The following is a 17,340-nucleotide window of genomic DNA, read 5'->3' as shown; positions in this document are numbered from 1 at the left end:
GGGCGAGAGCAGCCAAAAGCCGACAAAACGGAGGCAGTCAGTCATGGCGGCTACCCTGAATCCGCTATTTCAAGTAGCGAATAATGCGCTTTTGCTTGCTGTTTTCCACTGGAGAGCCCTCTTGTCCAGCAAACATCCCGATAGCAAACATGAAGCAAAACATTGTCCGCGTTGTCAGGATCAATTCATTTGTAAGGCTAATCGCATTCATCGCTGCGATTGCTCGAACGTTTGTTTGTCTTCTGAAACGATTGAGTATATTCAACAGCGTTACGATGAATGTCTTTGCCTGGCTTGCTTGAAAAAGTTGGAGTCCGACATAACGTCCCGGAAATAGCTTAGATTTGGCTGTTCCCGGAGCTTTATAACTTGCTGTGAAGGCGGAGACATGAGTCCAAGCGATGTATTTACAAAATGAATATTGGCATTAAAGTCAGCTTAGGTGCCAACACCGGCCGCACACAAACAACGCTTTTCATCTGTCTGAATGTCGCAAAGTGGCCGACAGCCGTCCCCGATAACACCAATGCCAAGGCTCGTAAACATAACCGAAGCGGTTATCGCGCGGGAATGACAGAAAAAATTGAAAGCGTTTTGCGTTGCTTGATAGCCACTGAAAAGCAGCCGTTTGTTCGAACCGCTCGCCCAGTTCCGGGCAATCGTCGCTGCCTATATCGATGGCACGCCCGGTGTGGTGTTCGCTGTAACCGGGCGGGGCCAAGACACGCAGAATCTCCTCGATAGTTTGCCCCATCCCGAGCTTGCGCCGAATAATGTCGGCTTGATAATCCGCACTGCGAAAGGCCGACACCATCAGCAGGGTAATGCCCTCCTCGGCGGCGGCCTGTTTCAATGTGTGCCAGGCAACGGCCGCTTCCGCCGTGAGATAATACGCCCTGCCCTGCGGCGTGGTGTCAGCGACGATCAATTCGGCGGGCTCGCGGCAAAATGCCAAACCCCTGGCTGCCGGCAGCTCGTCCGGAATACCCAGTTCGATAAATAGCTCATGAATACGCTGTAAGTAGGCGTCAAGCGGTTGGTCAATCATGAGCTACATCTCATTGAGTGCATGCAAGCGCTGGTAATCGCTCGTGGTGTCGACATCCAGTTCCGCTTCCAGCAACGGCACTTTTACCAGTGAGTCTTCGAAGCGTAGTAACAAGGGCTTAGCTCCCCGGTCGCCGGTCAAGCTGGCTAGCTGGTCAAAATAAGCAGCCGGAAGCACGGCCGGCACGCCAAACGATTCCGCATACTGACTGACGACGATGCGCTCCGGCGCGTTTTGCCAAGCGCTAAGCAAACTTTGCAGATGCGCGGCGTTGATCAAGGGTTGGTCGCACAGCATCAACAATACCGCGTTAGCCGTGTCCGGCACAGCCTGGATACCAGCCCGAATCGAACCGGCCATACCGTCCGCCCAATCCAGATTCAATACCACCTCACTACCGCTCAAATCGACCGCGGCTTTTATCGCCTCAGCATTTGCGCCCAATACCACCACCGTCCGCTCCGCCAACACGACTTGCGCATTGGCAAGCGCATGCGCCAGTAATGGACGCTCCTGCCAAATCAGTAATTGCTTGGGGCTGCCCATCCGGCTGGAGGCACCGGCCGCCAGTATGACGGCATGCACATTATCCATGGCTGCATGCATGTTTGAGCGCAACCGGCTCTATCCCCTGTTGCCAGCCGCTACGGCCGTTGAACTGGGCCTGAATGCCGGCCACGATGGACAAGGCAATCTCTTCCGGAGGTTGCGCGCCGATGTCCAAACCGAACGGGCGGAACACCCGTTCGACTATCAGTGCCGTGTTGTCGCCCAGACTTTGCAGTAACCGTTGTTTGCGATGCGCCGGACCCAGCAAACCGACCAACTCGCCGGTTTGGGTAATCAACATGCGCGCGCCGGTCTTTTGGTAGGTCGAGCCAAAGGTTTGTTGCCAAAAATTGGCGTGCGTTTTTTAGTGGATGATTCCTGCACTGACTATTCCTATAAAGAGATTGCCGCTCGAGCAGTTAAAAACTGACTAGGGTTTTGTCCGCGACTTATTGACGGCCTCCAAGCACAAAAGGCATAAGGTGTGGAAACTCAAGCCTTGGCTTTTTTATCCTTGCGGATGCCCCGAACCGCATACGTCCTGGCTTTATCTTTGGCGGTTTCCGCAAAGAAGGTCTTCCATGTCTCGCCGCCTCTATCGGCAATTGCCGTCGAAATATCCTTAAATAAACTGATACCTTCCAACACCATTGTCGGGGTAAAACCATAATCGTGGGTGAGATAGTAACTGATGCTCATCAGATAGGTTTTTTCTCTACTCATGAGCTTGATCAGACGCTGCTTTTGTTTATCGTAGACATAGTAAGAGGTCAGCGCCAGCAGGCTCAGGCCAAAAAATTTCGTCCACAACAAAATGTAGGCATCGTCTTCATAGAGCTTCTGACCCTTGTTCAAAATGGCATCGGTTTTATTCATATGTATCCTCGGTGAAAGTGTCGGGCATCTTAATTTAAGTTTGAAAATTTTGTGTTGGAAATATTGGATAGTGTCGTCATAACACAGCCGCCCAAAGCGCAATACCGCGTAACTACAAGGCTGCCAAGAACCAAGCGGTGTTTTTAGCTTAACCCGTAGCTATGCCATGCCATCGCCTTAAATGCAAAAAACGTCTTCTCCACCTGATGGCAAAGGCGATTAGAGGAATCAACCTTTTCTGGGACTGAGTGATTTTCGTCAGCAATTGGCAGATGACTAAAGCTCCGGCGAGGCTGGTCGTCGATTGCCGACGAAGTCATGATACGCATGAGAACGCTGGATTTTTATTTCGGAATTCGTTCCCAACCTTCGTTCCAGCACCCTGATTTTTAAGCACCCAGCTTGGTATATCACTACCCAAACTGATGACTTTTACCCTTACGGCGCAAACTCAAAGCTGCCGCCCAAAATCTCTTAAATAAAATAAGGGATATAACCCAAAATACGCGAAATAACACACCCTGCATAGCGTAATAGCCATCTAAAACCCCAAAAAACCGCCACACTTATTACTACTCCACCCTATCAAACAAAACAGCTTATCCCATTGTTTTATATGAACATAACCATAAAAAAACACTAGCAACCCACGCTCAAATATATTTTGGCAGATGTTTTGCTTTATAAATAGTGCTGCACCCTCCTGGGCGCAGCCACCAAGTCGCCACACTCGTCGCAAGGCGGGGCCGGAAAGCTGCGGATCTGATTCAGATAGTCGAGCTGCCTCTTATGAGCGGGTAAGAGAAGGGTCTAGCCGGTCGAGATTCATACACCGACAACTACCCATAGCGCTCGCTCACTGGTCAGGAATAGTTTGTTGTATCTCCTGATTAGCTAAACCCGTTGTTTAACTCACTACGCAAGCAAGCCCGGTATTTAAAACTCTTTTGGACTGTCTCTCTCGCAACCATAGCGTAGCGTGATCAATCCAGGAATATTGAAATACATAGCGGTTTTAAGGCTGTTCAAATTGCGCGGGAATCCATTGGCCCAGCACTTACCGTACGCAAAGGACCGGAAAGTAAGAGCCTGGCATCGCGGCATCCGGCGCATGTGCGTTAGGCAACGACTCGCAAAGGGAATTGCGAAACATTGAATGTCGCCGGTAAAACCTACCGGTAAAAATCTTCGTCTTACTATGAAAGGAATTGAAATATGTCTGTTAACACGAAACATGCGCCTGCCTTGAAAAAGGTGGCTGCAACACTTGCTATTTCACTTTTAGGCCTCGGCAATGTACAAGCCGAGACCGTAAACGGCACCATCTATAAAACCGTCGACCCGGTTCACGGCGCCGGCACCACAATCGATTTCTACTCGTTCTCCTTGTCGTCAGCTGCCAATGTGATAATCGATGTCCTGGCGAATGAAGGCTACGCAGCGGGCTGGGGCGCGCATCCCGGCGCGTATGTCGATATAAACGGCGACGGCGAACTAACACTGGCAGATAGCCAATTCCGCATTTTTCAGGACACAGTCTCACTGACTACCGAAATCGTCAGCGGCGACGACAGTCCAGCCTACACCATACCCGGCAATACCGGCGGATGGGCCGATGGCAGCTTGTTGAGCCGAGACTCCTACCTGGCGACTGCATTGGACGTGGGCAATTACATTATTGCTTTTGGCGATTACTCTCTGACCATCGAAGAAGCCGTACTGGGCTTCAACAAGGGCGACACCATCACCGGTGCGACCGGCGTCAACCCGATAACGGGCGCCACCGGTCAGGATCATTTCGACTATCAAATTACCCTGACCGCCACCGACTACGTCACCGGAGCCAGCCTGCCTTTGACCATCACCGGCGAGGGTGTTAGCGCAGTGCCGGTGCCAGGGGCCGTTTGGTTATTCGGTTCTGCACTAATGGGATTCGGTGTATTCGGCAAACGCCGCACCGCGTAAACCCCGGCAAACAAGAGCGAAAAGGTCAGCCGACATCAGCTGTCGACTCACCCCTCGCAATGCATGTCTAAACCCTTTGGAGATGTCTATCTTTTGGCTGCCAGGCCCGAAATACTCAGACAAATCCAAATTAAACAGCAACTTAAATCTACCACAATCGTAAGCAACGATGTGGTAGATATTGGAGACACTCAAAAATGAACATCGATTTACAAACTATTTTTAAAATCACCCTATCCTCCGCCGCGCTAACCCTTGCCGTTGCTCAACCTGCTGCGGCGGCTTGGTCAGGTGCCGATAACACTCTCGAGCTGGGCACCAGCATCTCAAACCCCAGTTTTAATTCCAGCAATTTGGGCTTCGCGGGCAATCCGTCTCTGTCCAATGATGGTTGGGGCATGCAAGGTGCATTTACCAACTTCTATTTGAGCTCATCAGCCCAATCCGTGACTGTCGACGCGCGTTCGTCCGCCGCAAACTTTCCGGCCTTTTCAATTTTCAGAACCAATGTGGCTTATTCGGGTGAAACGGTCGGCGTCGATACACCGGCTGAGCTAACCGGCCAAATTCACAAATTTAACTCGGTGGGCCAAGCCGGCGATCCAGGCATTATGTGGGCAACCGGCGCGGACGGCATTGTCGAAACCCTGGGCTACGTCAGCTCCTCAAGCAAAAACTACGTTAACTCTTTCGGCGGCGTCATCGACTCCGGCGCCCACGATGTCAGTATCGACAATCTGTATGAAACCGGCGTATCCGGCACTATAGGGGTCACCGGCAACCCTGCTTTTGCCAACACCAAAAGATTCGCGACCTTGACGCTGAACGACTTGCAAGCTGGCTGGTATGCCGTGTTCGTCGGCGGTGCAGACATCCTCGGAAGCAGTGCCGGCATCTCTTTGAACATTTCCGCGTCGGCCGCCCCTTCTACCTACACACCAGCGGCGGTGCCAGTACCCTCCGCTGTCTGGCTGTTCGGTACGGCACTGGCCGGCTTTATAGGCAGAGGCAAACGCAACGCTAAAGCGTAAGCCAACACCCAGCAGATAAGCCGATGTTCCTATAAAAAAAGGAAGCTTGGCGAGGGACTTCGCCAAAGGAATAAAGGATGGCCGATAAATTACGCTTTGTGATTTATCGGCCTTTTTTATAGTTTGAGCCCGCTGATGCGGGCGTTTTGGCCGTATTTGTTGCCAACCAACCATTTCTCAGTGGAGTTTCACCATGACATTGTTTCGTCATAGCCAATTAGCGATTGTTTTAGCCGGAGGTGTACTGCTCAGTTTCAGCGCCGCCGCGGTCGAATTGGCACTAGGGCCCATGCCGATAAGCCTGAAGCATTTGCCCGTTCCGCCTGTTCCCGGCCTACTGGACGGCCCGGACCCTATTGTCGTCAACAAGAATGCCGCGATTGCCTTGGGCAAAGCGCTGTTCTGGGATACTAACGTGGGTAGCGACGGCATGGCCTGTGCGTCCTGCCACTTTCACGCCGGCGCCGACGGCAGAGTAAAAAATCAGCTTGCTCCGGGCGGCCAATCCAGCCCCTTAAGCGATCAAACATTCAGCAATGCCATGACGGGTGGGTCTTTGGGACCCAATCATACCCTCAGCATTGGCGACTTTCCGTTACATCAAAGGGAAGATCCATTCCAAGAACATTCTGCGGTCCTCTACGACACCGACAATGTAGTCGGTTCGTCCGGTACTTTCGGTGGTGAATTCAGAGCCGTGGACCGCTACACAGCGCCTAACGACACCTGCAGCCGCAGCGTCGACAGCCTGTTTCATGCCGGCGCGGTCGGCACCCGCAAAGTCACGCCGCGCAATGCGCCCAGCGTGATCAATGCGGTGTTTAATCATCGCAATTTTTGGGATGGCCGTGCCAACAATGTGTTTAACGGCAGCAGTCCTTGGGGCGACCGAGATCCCGACGCCGGCGTCTGGGTAAAACAGAACGCCACGACGCTCATTAAGCAGCGCCTGCATTTAATCAATTCCTCGCTGGCGTCATTAGCAGTGGCTCCACCGCAAAACACCACCGAGATGGCCTGCCGCAACCGGACTTTGATGGAACTCGGTAGAAAGTTGCTGTTACGCCGCCCGTTGCAAAACCAAAAAGTACATCCCGAAGACAGTGTACTGGGACCTTACAGCCTCAATACCAAACCCGGCACGAACACTCTGTATAAGCTGCTGATCATGCAGGCATTCAATCCCAAATACTGGTCGTATAGCGGTAACCCGCCAATTCCGGCCCCCAAAGGGTTTGCGCCCTATAATCAAACCGAAGCCAACTTTGGCATGTTCTTTGGCCTGGCCATCCAACTCTATGAAAGCACATTGATTTCGGACGAATCGCCCTTCGACAACAGCGCCCGCGACACTGGCAATCAACCCATAGAACTCAGCGCTTCGGAATTGAACGGCTTAAAACAATTCCGAAAAAATCAGTGCGCGCTTTGCCATTTAGGACCCAACTTCAGCGCGGCGTCGATTAACGCCAATGCGGCCATTGCCAAAACTCATCCGGAAGCCTTCGGTGAACCGACTTTCTTCATCAGCGCATCCACCAATGTGGTCAATCGCATACCATTGCTTATCAAAAACGCTCCGGTTACCGCATTTTTCGATACCGGCTTTTCTTCCACAGGCGTCACCGAAGAAACGGCCGATATTGGCGCAGGCGGCGTCGACGACTTTGGCAACCCGCTATCGTTCAGCCGGCAATATTTACAGCATTTGGCGGGCAATAATGCCGCTGTACTGGATGAAGATGTCACTAAAGTGAGAGCGTGCGATTTTCAGGAAGCCCTTGCTCTAAATATCAAACTGCCTTATTCGCTGCCGAGCTTGTTTACCATCACCGACGGCATAAGACCCCAGCCACAAAGCACGGAGAACTGTTTCCTGCCCGCAAACAATGCCTTTTTGCCCACGACCGCTGCCGCCTTAGCGGAGTTGAACAAGCCCAATACCCGGAAAATGGTAGCGTCTGTCGACTCGACATTTAAAATCCCCTCGCTACGCAATATCGAGTTAACCGGACCATACATGCACAACGGCAGCATGGCCACCCTGGAACAAGCGATCGAATTTTATTCGCGAGGCGGAAATTTTGCCTACGACAGCAAACAAGTTACTCGGGTATTTCCGCAGCCCAATCTACAACTGGATGCGCAAAACCGCGCCGACCTGATCGCCTTCCTGAAAACCTTGACCGATGACAGAGTCCGCTACGAAAAAGCCCCCTTTGATCACCCCGAAATCAAAATACCCCACGGCCACGTTGGCGTGGAGCAGACAGTAAGCGGCGGTAATCCGCTGGGAGCCGTTCTGGGTAAAGATGAATTTCTGACCATTGACGCGGTTGGCGCCCAAGGCAATTCATCACCGATACAGCCTTTCGAAGCGTATTTGGCACCCTAACGCGGTTTAAATTTCAGCCCACAGTCACCGGCTAAAGCCGGTGACTTCCAATCCATGCAAGGCTAAAAAAGGTAATAACAGCGCCTTACCTAAGCCACACCGTTATGCATGGCAAGAAAACTAGCCAACACCGGCTTCTGAAAAGGGGGATTCTTAGAAAATAGCCCCTATTTATCGGCAAAAAGCCGCAATAAATCATTCCCGTAATTTGTACACGCTCAGCGCTGAGGCATTCTCAGTCGCCGGCATGCACATTATCCAGGGCTGCAAGCATGTTTGATCGCAACCGGCTCTTTCCCCAGTTGCAAGCCGCTACGGCCGTTAAGCAGGGCCTGAATGCCGGCCACGATGGACAAGGCAATCTCTTCCGGGGTTTGCGCGCCGATGTCCAAACCGACCGGGCCGAATACCCGTTCGGCTATCAGCGCGGCATCGTCGCCCAGGCTTTGCAGTAATCGTTGTTTGCGATGCGCCGGACCCAGCAGACCGATAAACGCCGCCCGACACTGGACGATGGCTTGCAAGTAGCGTTGGTCGTATTCGACGTTATGGGTCATCAGCATAATGGCATTGAAGCGATTTAAATCCAGTTGGGACGCGACCTGATCCGGTATCAGATGCAATAATTGATCGGCTAAAGGAAAACGCTCTGGTTTGATATGCGCGGGCCGGTGATCGACTAAGGTCACGCGCCACCCCAGGGATTTGGCGCAATTCACCAGCGGTATCGCGTCGGCACCGGCACCGAATATCAGCAACTGCCAAGGCGGTTGCACCGGATCGTAAAAGACTTTGATGTCCAGGCCGTCAAGCGGATGAGTTTCGATGCGCGGTTTTTGCTGCAAAGCCGTTTGCAGCGCCGCCGTGGCAAAGGGAAACGGCGCGCTAGGTAAAATTGGCTGCTCGCCGACGATGGCCGCAGGCAAAAACTGGCTGCGCCCTGCCGGGAAATCCGCATGCTCGGACTCGAACACCGTAACCAATACCCCATGCGCTTGAGCTTCGGCGGCTTCCAGCAACTGACTCAATGGACTGAAACCCTGCTCGGCTTTTAATAATTGCAGCAACACCCTAACCGCGCCGTTACAACCCAGGCCCAAACCCCAAATCGCGTCTTCCCCGGAACGCATATCGTAAAACAAGGTTTTGGCATGGCCGGTTTCGAACACCGATCCGGCCTGCTCCACCAAATCCCGTTCGAAACAACCGCCGCCCAGCAAACCGACCAACTCCCCGGTTTGGGTAATCAACATCCGCGCCCCGGCCTTTTGGTAAGTCGAGCCAAAGGTTTCGATGATGGTCGCCAGCACGCTGTCGGCGCCGTCGTGTTGCAATTGCCGGTAGGCTTCGAGCAGATGATTGATGTTATTGGCCATGATTTACTCGCTTGCAGGTGTGCCGGCGATTGTACTAGCCATATCAACTCCAGCTCAAATCGGTACGCAACAGCGGCAATTGCCTGACCCGCACACCGGTAGCGGCGAATATTGCATTGCACACCACCGGCGTCATTTTCTCGTTTTACATTTAGGTTAAACAGCTTCGCTCATATCGGACATTCGTAGCCATCAGCGTCGGGACCGCCATACCACTTTATGAGCAGACGAACCGCTCGAGTTCCAAACTTCTTACGGGCAATTCATCGTGGCCACACGCGGGCTATTTTGCCGTTAACCTAATGTCGCTCCACCGTCAACCACTAAATCCTGAAGGGTGATATGTCCGGCCCGATCCGACAACAGAAACGCCACGGCGTGAGCTATATCGTCCGGTTGGGCCAGTTTGCCGAGCGGAATGCCCAGCCGATGTTGCGCCAAGGAGCCCTTGATGACTTGCGCGGCGCTACCGGCACCGGCGCGCCAGAAGCGGCGCTGCATGTCGGTTTCGGTCGAGCCCGGCGACACCAGATTGCAACGAATGCCGTATTCCGCCAGTTCCAAGCCTAAACAGCGGGTGAATTGCGCCGCGGCGGCCTTGGATGCAGCGTAGGCCGCCATACCGGTCCGCGGCGTCGATGCTGCATTGGAACCAACCGTCACGATAGCCCCGCGCCGCCGCTCGCGCATCCGACGAGCTACCGCGCGGCTTAGCGCAAATACACCATGACAGTTTACGGCAAAGCTTTCCAGCCAGTCCTCGTCACTGGCATCCACTACATGACCGGGAAGCAGCACACCGGCGACATTCACCAGATAGTCGATTTCGCCGATTTTGGCCTCGACTCCAGCGACTGCGGATTCCAGGCCGGCACGATCGCGTAAATCCAGCGCCAGCGGATATAGCCCGGGCATTGACTGGCAAACTTCACGCAAAGCGTCGCTATCGATGTCTGCCGCAACCACGGTCAAGCCTTCGCCGGCCAACACGGCGGCTACCGCCTGGCCGATGCCTCGCGCGGCACCACTTACCAGTGCAACGCCGGGGCGCGAACCGAATCCGGCGCTAGGTGACGACTGTCTTGCCAGTTTCATGATTCGGCCGTGGCAACCGGCGTAAGACGATCCGCCGTCGTTGTCGATGCCCCCTGCGACGCGCCGAAACGGTGTAAGCCGGCCAGCAAGCACAAGCTCACGCAGGTGACACCTGCCGCCAGCCAGCCGACGCGATCAAAATGCTGCAATACGGCGCCATCCCCGCCAGTCATCCAGCCCGCGCACCCGGCTGCTAAACCGGATGCGGCCTCGGTGCTCGCGGTATTCACCGCCATGTAGCGGCCCCGCAACGGTGGCGGCACTCTGCCAATCAGCCAAACCGAGGCCGGAATAGACCGAGTGGAGGTTAAAGCCATAAACAACACAAACACCGCCGTCGTTTGCCATAATGGCCCTGGTTGTAACTGAGTCAACCACAGATGCGGAATGATGCTGGCGACCATCAATACAGCCAGAATCCCGGCGGCACCGAAACGATCCACCGCACGGCCAATACCGCGCGCCACTACGAAAGTCGCCAATCCGGCGCAAAGATAAATCCAGGACAAATCACGTAAATCAACACCCAATGTGCCGTTCAAGTGTGCGCCCAGATAAGGCACGATCAGAAAACCGGCAAAAACGATGCAAAAGCTCAACACCCAACCCAAGGCCAGTGCCGGCGAACGCAAACTCCCGCGCCCGGCGCCGACGCTAACGGGTGATCGGGGTAAGGCCCGGTACAATCTTAGCCACCACAATGCAGACAGTGCCGCAACCGCTAAAAAAGGAAGCCGCCAGCCGCCCAACGCCGCCAATCCCAGGCCCGAAGGCACACCGATCACGGCACACACGCCGAAGGCCGACATAATGGCACCGATGGCCTGGCCGCGGCGCTCGGGCTCGATGCGGTCGGCTATCATCGCCATCATGGTTGCGTTCATCAACCCTGCGCAAGCACCCGCCAACGCCCGCGCGACCAGCAATTCGCCGAATTGCCCCGCAAGACCACAAGCCAGCGTGGCGACCACAAATCCGGCGTACAAGGCCAACAAGGTGCGCTTGCGGTCGCCGCGATCAATCCATCGACCACCGAGCAGACTGGTCAGCGCCGAGGCCAGCGTATAGACACCAACCAGGGATCCGAAGCGCGCCGGACCCATGTCGAAATCGCGCATCAGCGCCGCGCCCAGCGGCATCAGCACCATATAATCAAGTAAAAGGGTGAATTGAAGTACCGCAAACAACAGCACTAAACGACGCTCCGCCACGCTAGCCGACACTTCGGCGAACGGACCGACCGAAGCCATGCTCACAGGCAAAGGCTGCGCTTGCGGCAACGGCAAATCGGCTTGTCTTACCGGCACGACGACAGGTGTACCGTCGGGTGCGGTCAGGATATGGCTATCGATGCCGTAAAGCTGCCGCAATAAAACCGGATTCAATACATCCACCGGGGAACCGCAGGCCGCTAGTCGGCCGTTATCCAGGGCCACCAACCAATCCGCATGGCGCGCGGCAACCAGGTCGTGCATCACCACGACCACGGTGCGACCGGCATCCGCCAACGCCCGCAACAAGGCGATCAATTCCAGCTGGTGCCCAGGATCAAGCATGCTGCCGGGTTCGTCCAGCAGCAGGACCGGCGTGGACTGGGTCAGCATCATCGCTATCCACGCGCGTTGCCGCTGCCCGCCGGAAAGCTTGTCCAACGGTTGTCCAGCCAATTCCGTCAGGTCGGTAAGACGCAAGGCCTCGCATCGGGCGGCCTCGTCTTCTGCTGACCAGCTCACCATCCAATGCCGATGGGGGTGGCGTGCCAGCGCCAGCAAATCGTTTACCCTCAGTCCGACCGGCGCTTGCGGAAACTGCGGTAAAAAACCCACGCTACGTGCCAAGTCGGCGGTCGAGAATAGTCGCAAATCGTCTTCGCCCAGCTGGATACATCCTGAATCGGCTTGATGCAGACGAGCCAGGCAACGCAGCAAGGTGCTCTTGCCGCAGCCGTTGGCGCCGACAATGGCAGTCACCCGTCCGGCCGGAATTTGCAGGCTGAGGTCGCGCAATACGGGTTCCGCACCATAGCCGGCGATTACTTGGTCAACCCGAAACGCCAACATTACCCGGCTCCGTAAGCTTTTGGCCGCATCAGCAACCACAATAAAAAAGGACCACCCAAAAAACCGGATACGACGCCGACGGGCACTTCGACCGGCGCGGCCGCTATGCGCCCGAGCAAGTCTGCACCCGTGACCAGTACCGCGCCGATACTGGCGGAACACCATACCGGTATGCCGCCGTCCGGCGACAATCGCTGTGCCAGGATCGGCGCGGCGAGCGCGACGAAACCAATCGGCCCGCCGACGCCCACCGCGACGCCCGCCAGCGCAGCGGCCAGCATCAGCACGGTAAAGCGCAGCTGACCTAAATTGACCCCCAAACCGCGAATACTGTCGTCGTGCAGACATAACAGCACCAAAGCGCGGGAGATGACCCAACAGGCAGTCAGCAAGATGCCGAGCAGCGCCGCAGCCACCTTGACCACAGGCCAGGCGCGCCCGGCTAAACTTCCGACACTAAACGCATACAGACCGGTGGCATGGAAGATGGACAATGTCGCCAAGGCAATGTCAAAGCCGGCGCGCAGTAAACTGGCAATGCCCAGCCCGACCACGAGGACCCGGTAACCGCGCGTACCCACGCCGCCAGCGGCCAGCAAGGTGAATACAGCGGTGATCAGCGCACCCGCCACCGCACACCACCACGGGCCCAACAAACCGGACGGGTTTAGCATCAAACTCAGGGCCAACGCCAGTAACGCACCATCGTTGATTCCCAAAACATCGGGACTGGCCAAGCGATTGCGCGTCAAGTTTTGCAATAGGGCGCCGGCGGCGCCGAGCCCGATGCCAACCACGAGTGCCGCACATAAACGCGGCAAGCGAAATTGCGTCACCAGCGTGGACAGCCAGTCGGACCCAGGGCCAAACAAGCCGGCATACACTTGCGATGCCGACAAGCGTGGCGTGCCGGCAACCAGCGCGGCATACGCCAGCACCAGCAATAGCGGTATGGGCGCTAGGCGGCGAGCAGCCTTGGTCATCGCTCACTTCCTGCCGGCATTAAAGCCAGTGTGGCGTCGCGATTTACCATCCAGATCAGTAAGGGCGCGCCGATGCCGGCCAATACGGCGCTAACTGGCGCTTCGAACGGGGCAAGCAACAAGCGCGAGCTTAAATCAGCCGACAGCATCAGCGCGGACCCCAGCAAAATAGAATAGGGAAGTTGGGAGGCGATCGTCACTCCGGCCAGCGTCCTGGCGCAATACGGAGCGATTAATCCCAAAAACGGAATAGGGCCAGCGAGTGCTACGCTGGTGCCGGTCAACAGTGCCACGACCGCAACCGCCCCCACCCTAGCCGGAGCGGGTCTCTGCCCAAGCGCGCGCGCCAGATCATCGCCCAAGGCCAGCGCCGATAACGGGCGCACCAGCGCCATGGCCGCAGTCAGACCGACGCCTATCAGCACCAAGCCGGGCCAAAGTAAGCCGGCATGCGGATGGGCTAAGGAACCCAGCAACCAAAACCGATAACGATCTAGATTGGCGGTGCTGACCAAGGCCAGCCACGCCGTCAGACTATGGCAGGTGGCGGTGAGCGCCAATCCGGCCAACACGAGCCGTAAAGGCGATGACTGGCCGCCGCCGGCACGCGCCAACAGCAAGACCAAAAGACTGCCCAAGCTTGCCCCACCCAGTGCCCAGCCGATCTGCGCACCAGGACTTTGCCCGGCAAACCAAGCGATACCGAGTGCCACCCCAAGTGCGGCGCCACTGTTGACACCCAACAACCCGGTTTCAGCGAGTGGATTGCGCGTGACGGTCTGCAACAAAACCCCGGCTGCGCCCAATGCCGCACCCAGGGCCAAGGCCTTAAGTAGGCGGGGCAGCCGCAATTCGCCCAGTACCAGATCGACATGGGCATCGCCGGACGCCCCTAGCAGCCAATGCAGACTGTCTTGCCAGCCGACACCACCTGCGCCAAAGCTTAACGACGCGAAGGCCAACAACAGCACGGAAAGTGGCAACAGAACACCTAAAAGAGCGGATTTAGGCGCCTTCACGATCCGCTCTCCACCCCGTCAAATGCCGATACCACATCTTCAAGGAGCGTTTTGGCAGCCAGCGGACCACCGATAACAGTCCATAAAGCCGCATCCACTTCGCGCACTCGATGCAGCCACGCTGCCCGCAATTCCGCAAAAGCCGGTTCGTCTCGCAAGGCGGCGACGCCGTGCGGATCGGGTGCAAAATTACCTATGAACAACCAATCGCCGTCGATGTCGGCCAACACTTCCCGGCTTAACGGCGCTCCATGTCCGGCACCGGGTTGACGTTGGGCAGGAGGCCGAGTCAAACCCAAATCTGTCAGAACCCGCCCGGCAAACGCATCGCCCAGCATATACATGGGTCCGTTAGGCGTAAGCCGAACAATGCTCACCGATTCACCCCAGTGCGCTTTCAGCTGCTCTCGCAGGCGGGCAGCCAGCGTACGATACTCTTCGAGTACTTGCGAGCCGGCCTGCTGCCGACCCACCGCATCCGCAATACGCCTCACGCTGTCTTGCCAGTGTTCACCAGGATAAAAGCTGACTACGGTCGGCGCAATCGCGCGTAGTTGCTCCAGGAATGCGGGATCGCTCTGACCGCCGGCCAAGATTAAATCCGGGCGTAGCGCGACGATGCGGTCCAAAGACGGCTGGGCGAAATCGCCTACGCTGTCTATCCCATTCACCCGTCCCCCCAAATAGCGCGGCGGGTGCTGGCTGCCGCGACCGTTGCTGGCACCGACGGGCCGCAGACCAAGCGCCAGCGCGGCGTCCAAATCCAACTCGCTCAATGCCACCACACGTTGCGCCGCTTGTGGCACGCTTACCGGTCGGCCGATGGCATCGATTAACTCACGAGCCCCCTGTTCCGGCACAGCAGGCGGCGGGCCATCGCATGCTGCTAATAGTAATATCAGCAAAATCCTTGCCCTGAACATAGGTCTTTTCATGTATTCCCATCCATGCAGCGGTGCCGCTCGTCGTGGTAATCCTCTTCACTCCACCCCCGACACCAATAGGGCACTGCGTACAGGGACGCGGGGGGCAAACCTCGTTCGCGCAGCAGGTAGTGGCGAATGGCGAGCACAGATGCACTCTCGCCGGCTATCGTCGCGAATACCCGTGCCTCCACCGGCCAACGGATTTGGCGGACGGCGCCCGTCAGTGGGCTCGGAGCGTGCGAATACAGCCACTGCAACTGCACGCCCGGCGGATGCTGCAACACCAGTTGATCCGCCGCGTCAGTCACTTCGATCAAGGCCGCTCCGCTTGCAGTGGCCGGTAGGGCTTCCAGTACCGCCGCGATAGCCGGCAGGGCGGTTAAATCGCCGGCCAACAAATGAAAATCGGCCGCGGCACTCGACAACGGGGGACCGCCCACGCTCGCAAGACCGATAATGTCGCCGATTGCGGCACGGATGGCCCAGCGCGAACCGGGACCGTCGTCGCCGTGCAGCACGAAATCGACATCGAGCAAATTCTCGGCAAAATCGACGCGGCGCAGGCTATAGGCACGCGCTACGGACCGGAAGCCGTCCGGCCACTGCGCGTCGCCGGTCGAGTTCGCGCCTGAAACAGGTAGCAGCAATTTGAGATGCGCGCCTGGCCCCGCATGCGCGATGTCTTGCAAGGCCTCGCCGTAAAAACGGATTCGGCGTAAACGCGGACCCAAACTGAGTGTTTCCAGTACAGTTAAGCGCTGAGGGATGCGGGTAGACCGGCTACGATGCGTACTAAGGGTCGTCATGCAAAAAATCGAGTGGTTAAGCTGACGTGGGATTATACGGTCGGCCACGGGCTAACTGGGACGCGGGGCCGTGGATTGAACGGCTGGCAAAACAGCATGCATTTTTTGCAAAGATAGCTTAACAACGAGCGCGCAAGCTGCCAGGGGGAGTGCCAAATTGGCGCCGGAAAGCCGTTGCGAAGTTGCCGGCGTTGGTGTAACCGGCCAAATGCGCCGCTTCGCTGACGCAGACACCGTCGCATTCCAATGCGTGGCGCGCATGATCCAGCAGCCGGCGACGCTGATACGCGAACACACTACTGCCGGTGTATTGGCGAAAGTAGCGCTGCAGGGTACTGGGACTCATGCCGATGTGCTCGGCCAAGGCCTGCATCGACCAGCCGTCGCCCTCTCCGCTATCGAGAAAGGCGCAAAATTCGGCCAATCGCCGCCGTTCGCGCGGCCTAAGCACGCACTCCGGCTCCCGGCGGCCGTCCGTCAGCGCCCCCAAGGACTCGGCGGCAATATCCAAGCAGCGACTTTCCAAGCATAGGCTCATCAGCGGCGTGCCGGAGGCGCACAATTCGAACACGCTAGCCGCCAAAGTCCGCAAGCGCGCAGACAATCGCCACTGTTGTGCCGCCAGATGGGTAGCGCGCAAGTGGTTCAGCCCCGGGTGTGCGGATAGTACGTGTTCGTGCTCGGCCAGCCAGCGGGTACCGAATGCCAAACTCACCACCTTCCGCCGGGCGCCGCGCCGCAACTGACGGGAAAAGCACTCGCGCCGACTTAAAGCGACGACCAGTCCGCGATGATCGCCGCCTGCGCCTAGCAGAAAACGTTGATCGCCGTAGCTTACATCCGCTTCGCCAGCCAGCGGCAACACGATCAACAACCCCGGCTGCAACATTCCCGTCACTTCCATATCGAGTTCGTCCCGCACATCTGACGCGTACAGCGACAAATCGGGCTGCAGCTGAAACTCCCGCAGCCGACCACTGACTATCGGGGAGCCACTGGGAGCCAAGGATACAGCCGCACCTCCAGGGGTGCTTAGACCCGGTCGCGACAGGGCCGAGCAATCGATCTTGGATGAGGTGATAGTTGATAGCCGATTCATAGGATTTTGCCCGAGTGATTCATAAATGATGTTCCAAGCCGTCATCTGCGCGGCCCGCAAAGGAATTCGGTTCCCCCGCAAACGCACGTATTTGCTTTGAGTCGGATAATAG

General features: G+C 56.6%; 16 protein-coding genes and 1 riboswitch. Of the genes, 4 read left to right on the top strand and 12 right to left on the bottom strand.

Features of this window, described 5'->3' with window-relative positions; genetic code table 11:
* Nucleotides 1–43: 43 nt before the first annotated feature.
* Nucleotides 44–337, top strand: a complete 294-nt coding sequence (locus ACR02O_RS13195; protein WP_494521783.1) for a cysteine-rich CWC family protein — start codon at nt 44–46, stop codon at nt 335–337.
* Nucleotides 338–475: 138 nt separating this feature from the next.
* On the opposite strand, the gene ACR02O_RS13190 is transcribed toward ACR02O_RS13195, so the two are convergent.
* The 4 genes from ACR02O_RS13190 to ACR02O_RS13175 form a co-directional block, all read right to left on the bottom strand.
* Nucleotides 476–1,048 (bottom strand): M15 family metallopeptidase, encoded by a 573-nt coding sequence (locus tag ACR02O_RS13190; RefSeq protein WP_494521782.1) that lies wholly within the window; start codon nt 1,046–1,048, stop codon nt 476–478.
* A gap of 3 nt (nt 1,049–1,051) precedes the next feature.
* Nucleotides 1,052–1,642 carry a nucleotidyltransferase family protein gene (locus ACR02O_RS13185; protein WP_458137407.1) on the bottom strand — a complete coding sequence of 197 codons (591 nt, stop codon included), beginning with the start codon at nt 1,640–1,642 and terminating at the stop codon, nt 1,052–1,054.
* On the bottom strand, nt 1,635–1,898 hold the full coding sequence (locus tag ACR02O_RS13180) for an XdhC family protein (RefSeq protein ID WP_458137406.1): 264 nt from the start codon (nt 1,896–1,898) through the stop codon (nt 1,635–1,637). Before ACR02O_RS13180 ends, ACR02O_RS13185 begins: the two co-directional genes overlap by 8 nt.
* Nucleotides 1,899–2,089: 191 nt before the next feature.
* Nucleotides 2,090–2,473, bottom strand: coding sequence for a hypothetical protein (locus tag ACR02O_RS13175; RefSeq protein WP_101052259.1), 384 nt, complete (start codon nt 2,471–2,473; stop codon nt 2,090–2,092).
* 713 nt (nt 2,474–3,186) lie between these two features.
* Nucleotides 3,187–3,261, top strand: a riboswitch (cyclic di-GMP riboswitch).
* 427 nt (nt 3,262–3,688) lie between these two features.
* Between ACR02O_RS13175 and ACR02O_RS13170 the strand changes: the two genes are divergently transcribed.
* The 3 genes from ACR02O_RS13170 (at nt 3,689) to ACR02O_RS13160 (ending at nt 7,864) form a co-directional block, all read left to right on the top strand.
* Nucleotides 3,689–4,438: a hypothetical protein gene (locus ACR02O_RS13170; protein WP_171695518.1), complete on the top strand. Its 750-nt coding sequence runs from the start codon at nt 3,689–3,691 to the stop codon at nt 4,436–4,438.
* 197 nt (nt 4,439–4,635) lie between these two features.
* On the top strand, nt 4,636–5,469 hold the full coding sequence (locus ACR02O_RS13165) for a hypothetical protein (protein WP_494521781.1): 834 nt from the start codon (nt 4,636–4,638) through the stop codon (nt 5,467–5,469).
* 193 nt (nt 5,470–5,662) lie between these two features.
* Nucleotides 5,663–7,864, top strand: a complete 2,202-nt coding sequence (locus ACR02O_RS13160; RefSeq protein WP_494521780.1) for a cytochrome-c peroxidase — start codon at nt 5,663–5,665, stop codon at nt 7,862–7,864.
* Nucleotides 7,865–8,118: 254 nt separating this feature from the next.
* Here the strand turns inward: ACR02O_RS13160 and ACR02O_RS13155 are convergent, their stop codons facing one another.
* The 8 genes from ACR02O_RS13155 to ACR02O_RS13120 form a co-directional block, all read right to left on the bottom strand.
* Nucleotides 8,119–9,240 carry an XdhC family protein gene (locus ACR02O_RS13155; protein ID WP_494521779.1) on the bottom strand — a complete coding sequence of 374 codons (1,122 nt, stop codon included), beginning with the start codon at nt 9,238–9,240 and terminating at the stop codon, nt 8,119–8,121.
* Between the two features lie 294 nt (nt 9,241–9,534).
* Nucleotides 9,535–10,335 (bottom strand): 2,3-dihydro-2,3-dihydroxybenzoate dehydrogenase, encoded by an 801-nt coding sequence (locus ACR02O_RS13150; RefSeq protein WP_051669890.1) that lies wholly within the window; start codon nt 10,333–10,335, stop codon nt 9,535–9,537.
* Nucleotides 10,332–12,395: an MFS transporter gene (locus ACR02O_RS13145; RefSeq protein ID WP_201799033.1), complete on the bottom strand. Its 2,064-nt coding sequence runs from the start codon at nt 12,393–12,395 to the stop codon at nt 10,332–10,334. Before ACR02O_RS13145 ends, ACR02O_RS13150 begins: the two co-directional genes overlap by 4 nt.
* Nucleotides 12,395–13,378, bottom strand: a complete 984-nt coding sequence (locus tag ACR02O_RS13140; protein ID WP_051669892.1) for a FecCD family ABC transporter permease — start codon at nt 13,376–13,378, stop codon at nt 12,395–12,397. The genes ACR02O_RS13145 and ACR02O_RS13140 overlap by 1 nt, the downstream gene beginning before the upstream one ends.
* Nucleotides 13,375–14,397, bottom strand: a complete 1,023-nt coding sequence (locus tag ACR02O_RS13135) for a FecCD family ABC transporter permease (protein WP_201799032.1) — start codon at nt 14,395–14,397, stop codon at nt 13,375–13,377. The genes ACR02O_RS13140 and ACR02O_RS13135 overlap by 4 nt, the downstream gene beginning before the upstream one ends.
* Nucleotides 14,394–15,332, bottom strand: coding sequence for an ABC transporter substrate-binding protein (locus ACR02O_RS13130; RefSeq protein WP_494521778.1), 939 nt, complete (start codon nt 15,330–15,332; stop codon nt 14,394–14,396). Before ACR02O_RS13130 ends, ACR02O_RS13135 begins: the two co-directional genes overlap by 4 nt.
* Complete coding sequence (locus ACR02O_RS13125; RefSeq protein ID WP_033156347.1) at nt 15,329–16,129, bottom strand: siderophore-interacting protein; 801 nt, start codon at nt 16,127–16,129, stop codon at nt 15,329–15,331. Before ACR02O_RS13125 ends, ACR02O_RS13130 begins: the two co-directional genes overlap by 4 nt.
* Before the next feature lie 118 nt (nt 16,130–16,247).
* A complete protein-coding gene (locus ACR02O_RS13120; RefSeq protein ID WP_165385951.1) occupies nt 16,248–17,228 on the bottom strand; it encodes a helix-turn-helix domain-containing protein in 981 nt (326 codons plus the stop codon).
* Nucleotides 17,229–17,340: the final 112 nt, after the last annotated feature.

This window comes from Methylomonas sp. PHL2-19 (genome assembly GCF_059331595.1).
This window is presented reverse-complemented; position numbering and strand designations above follow the sequence as displayed.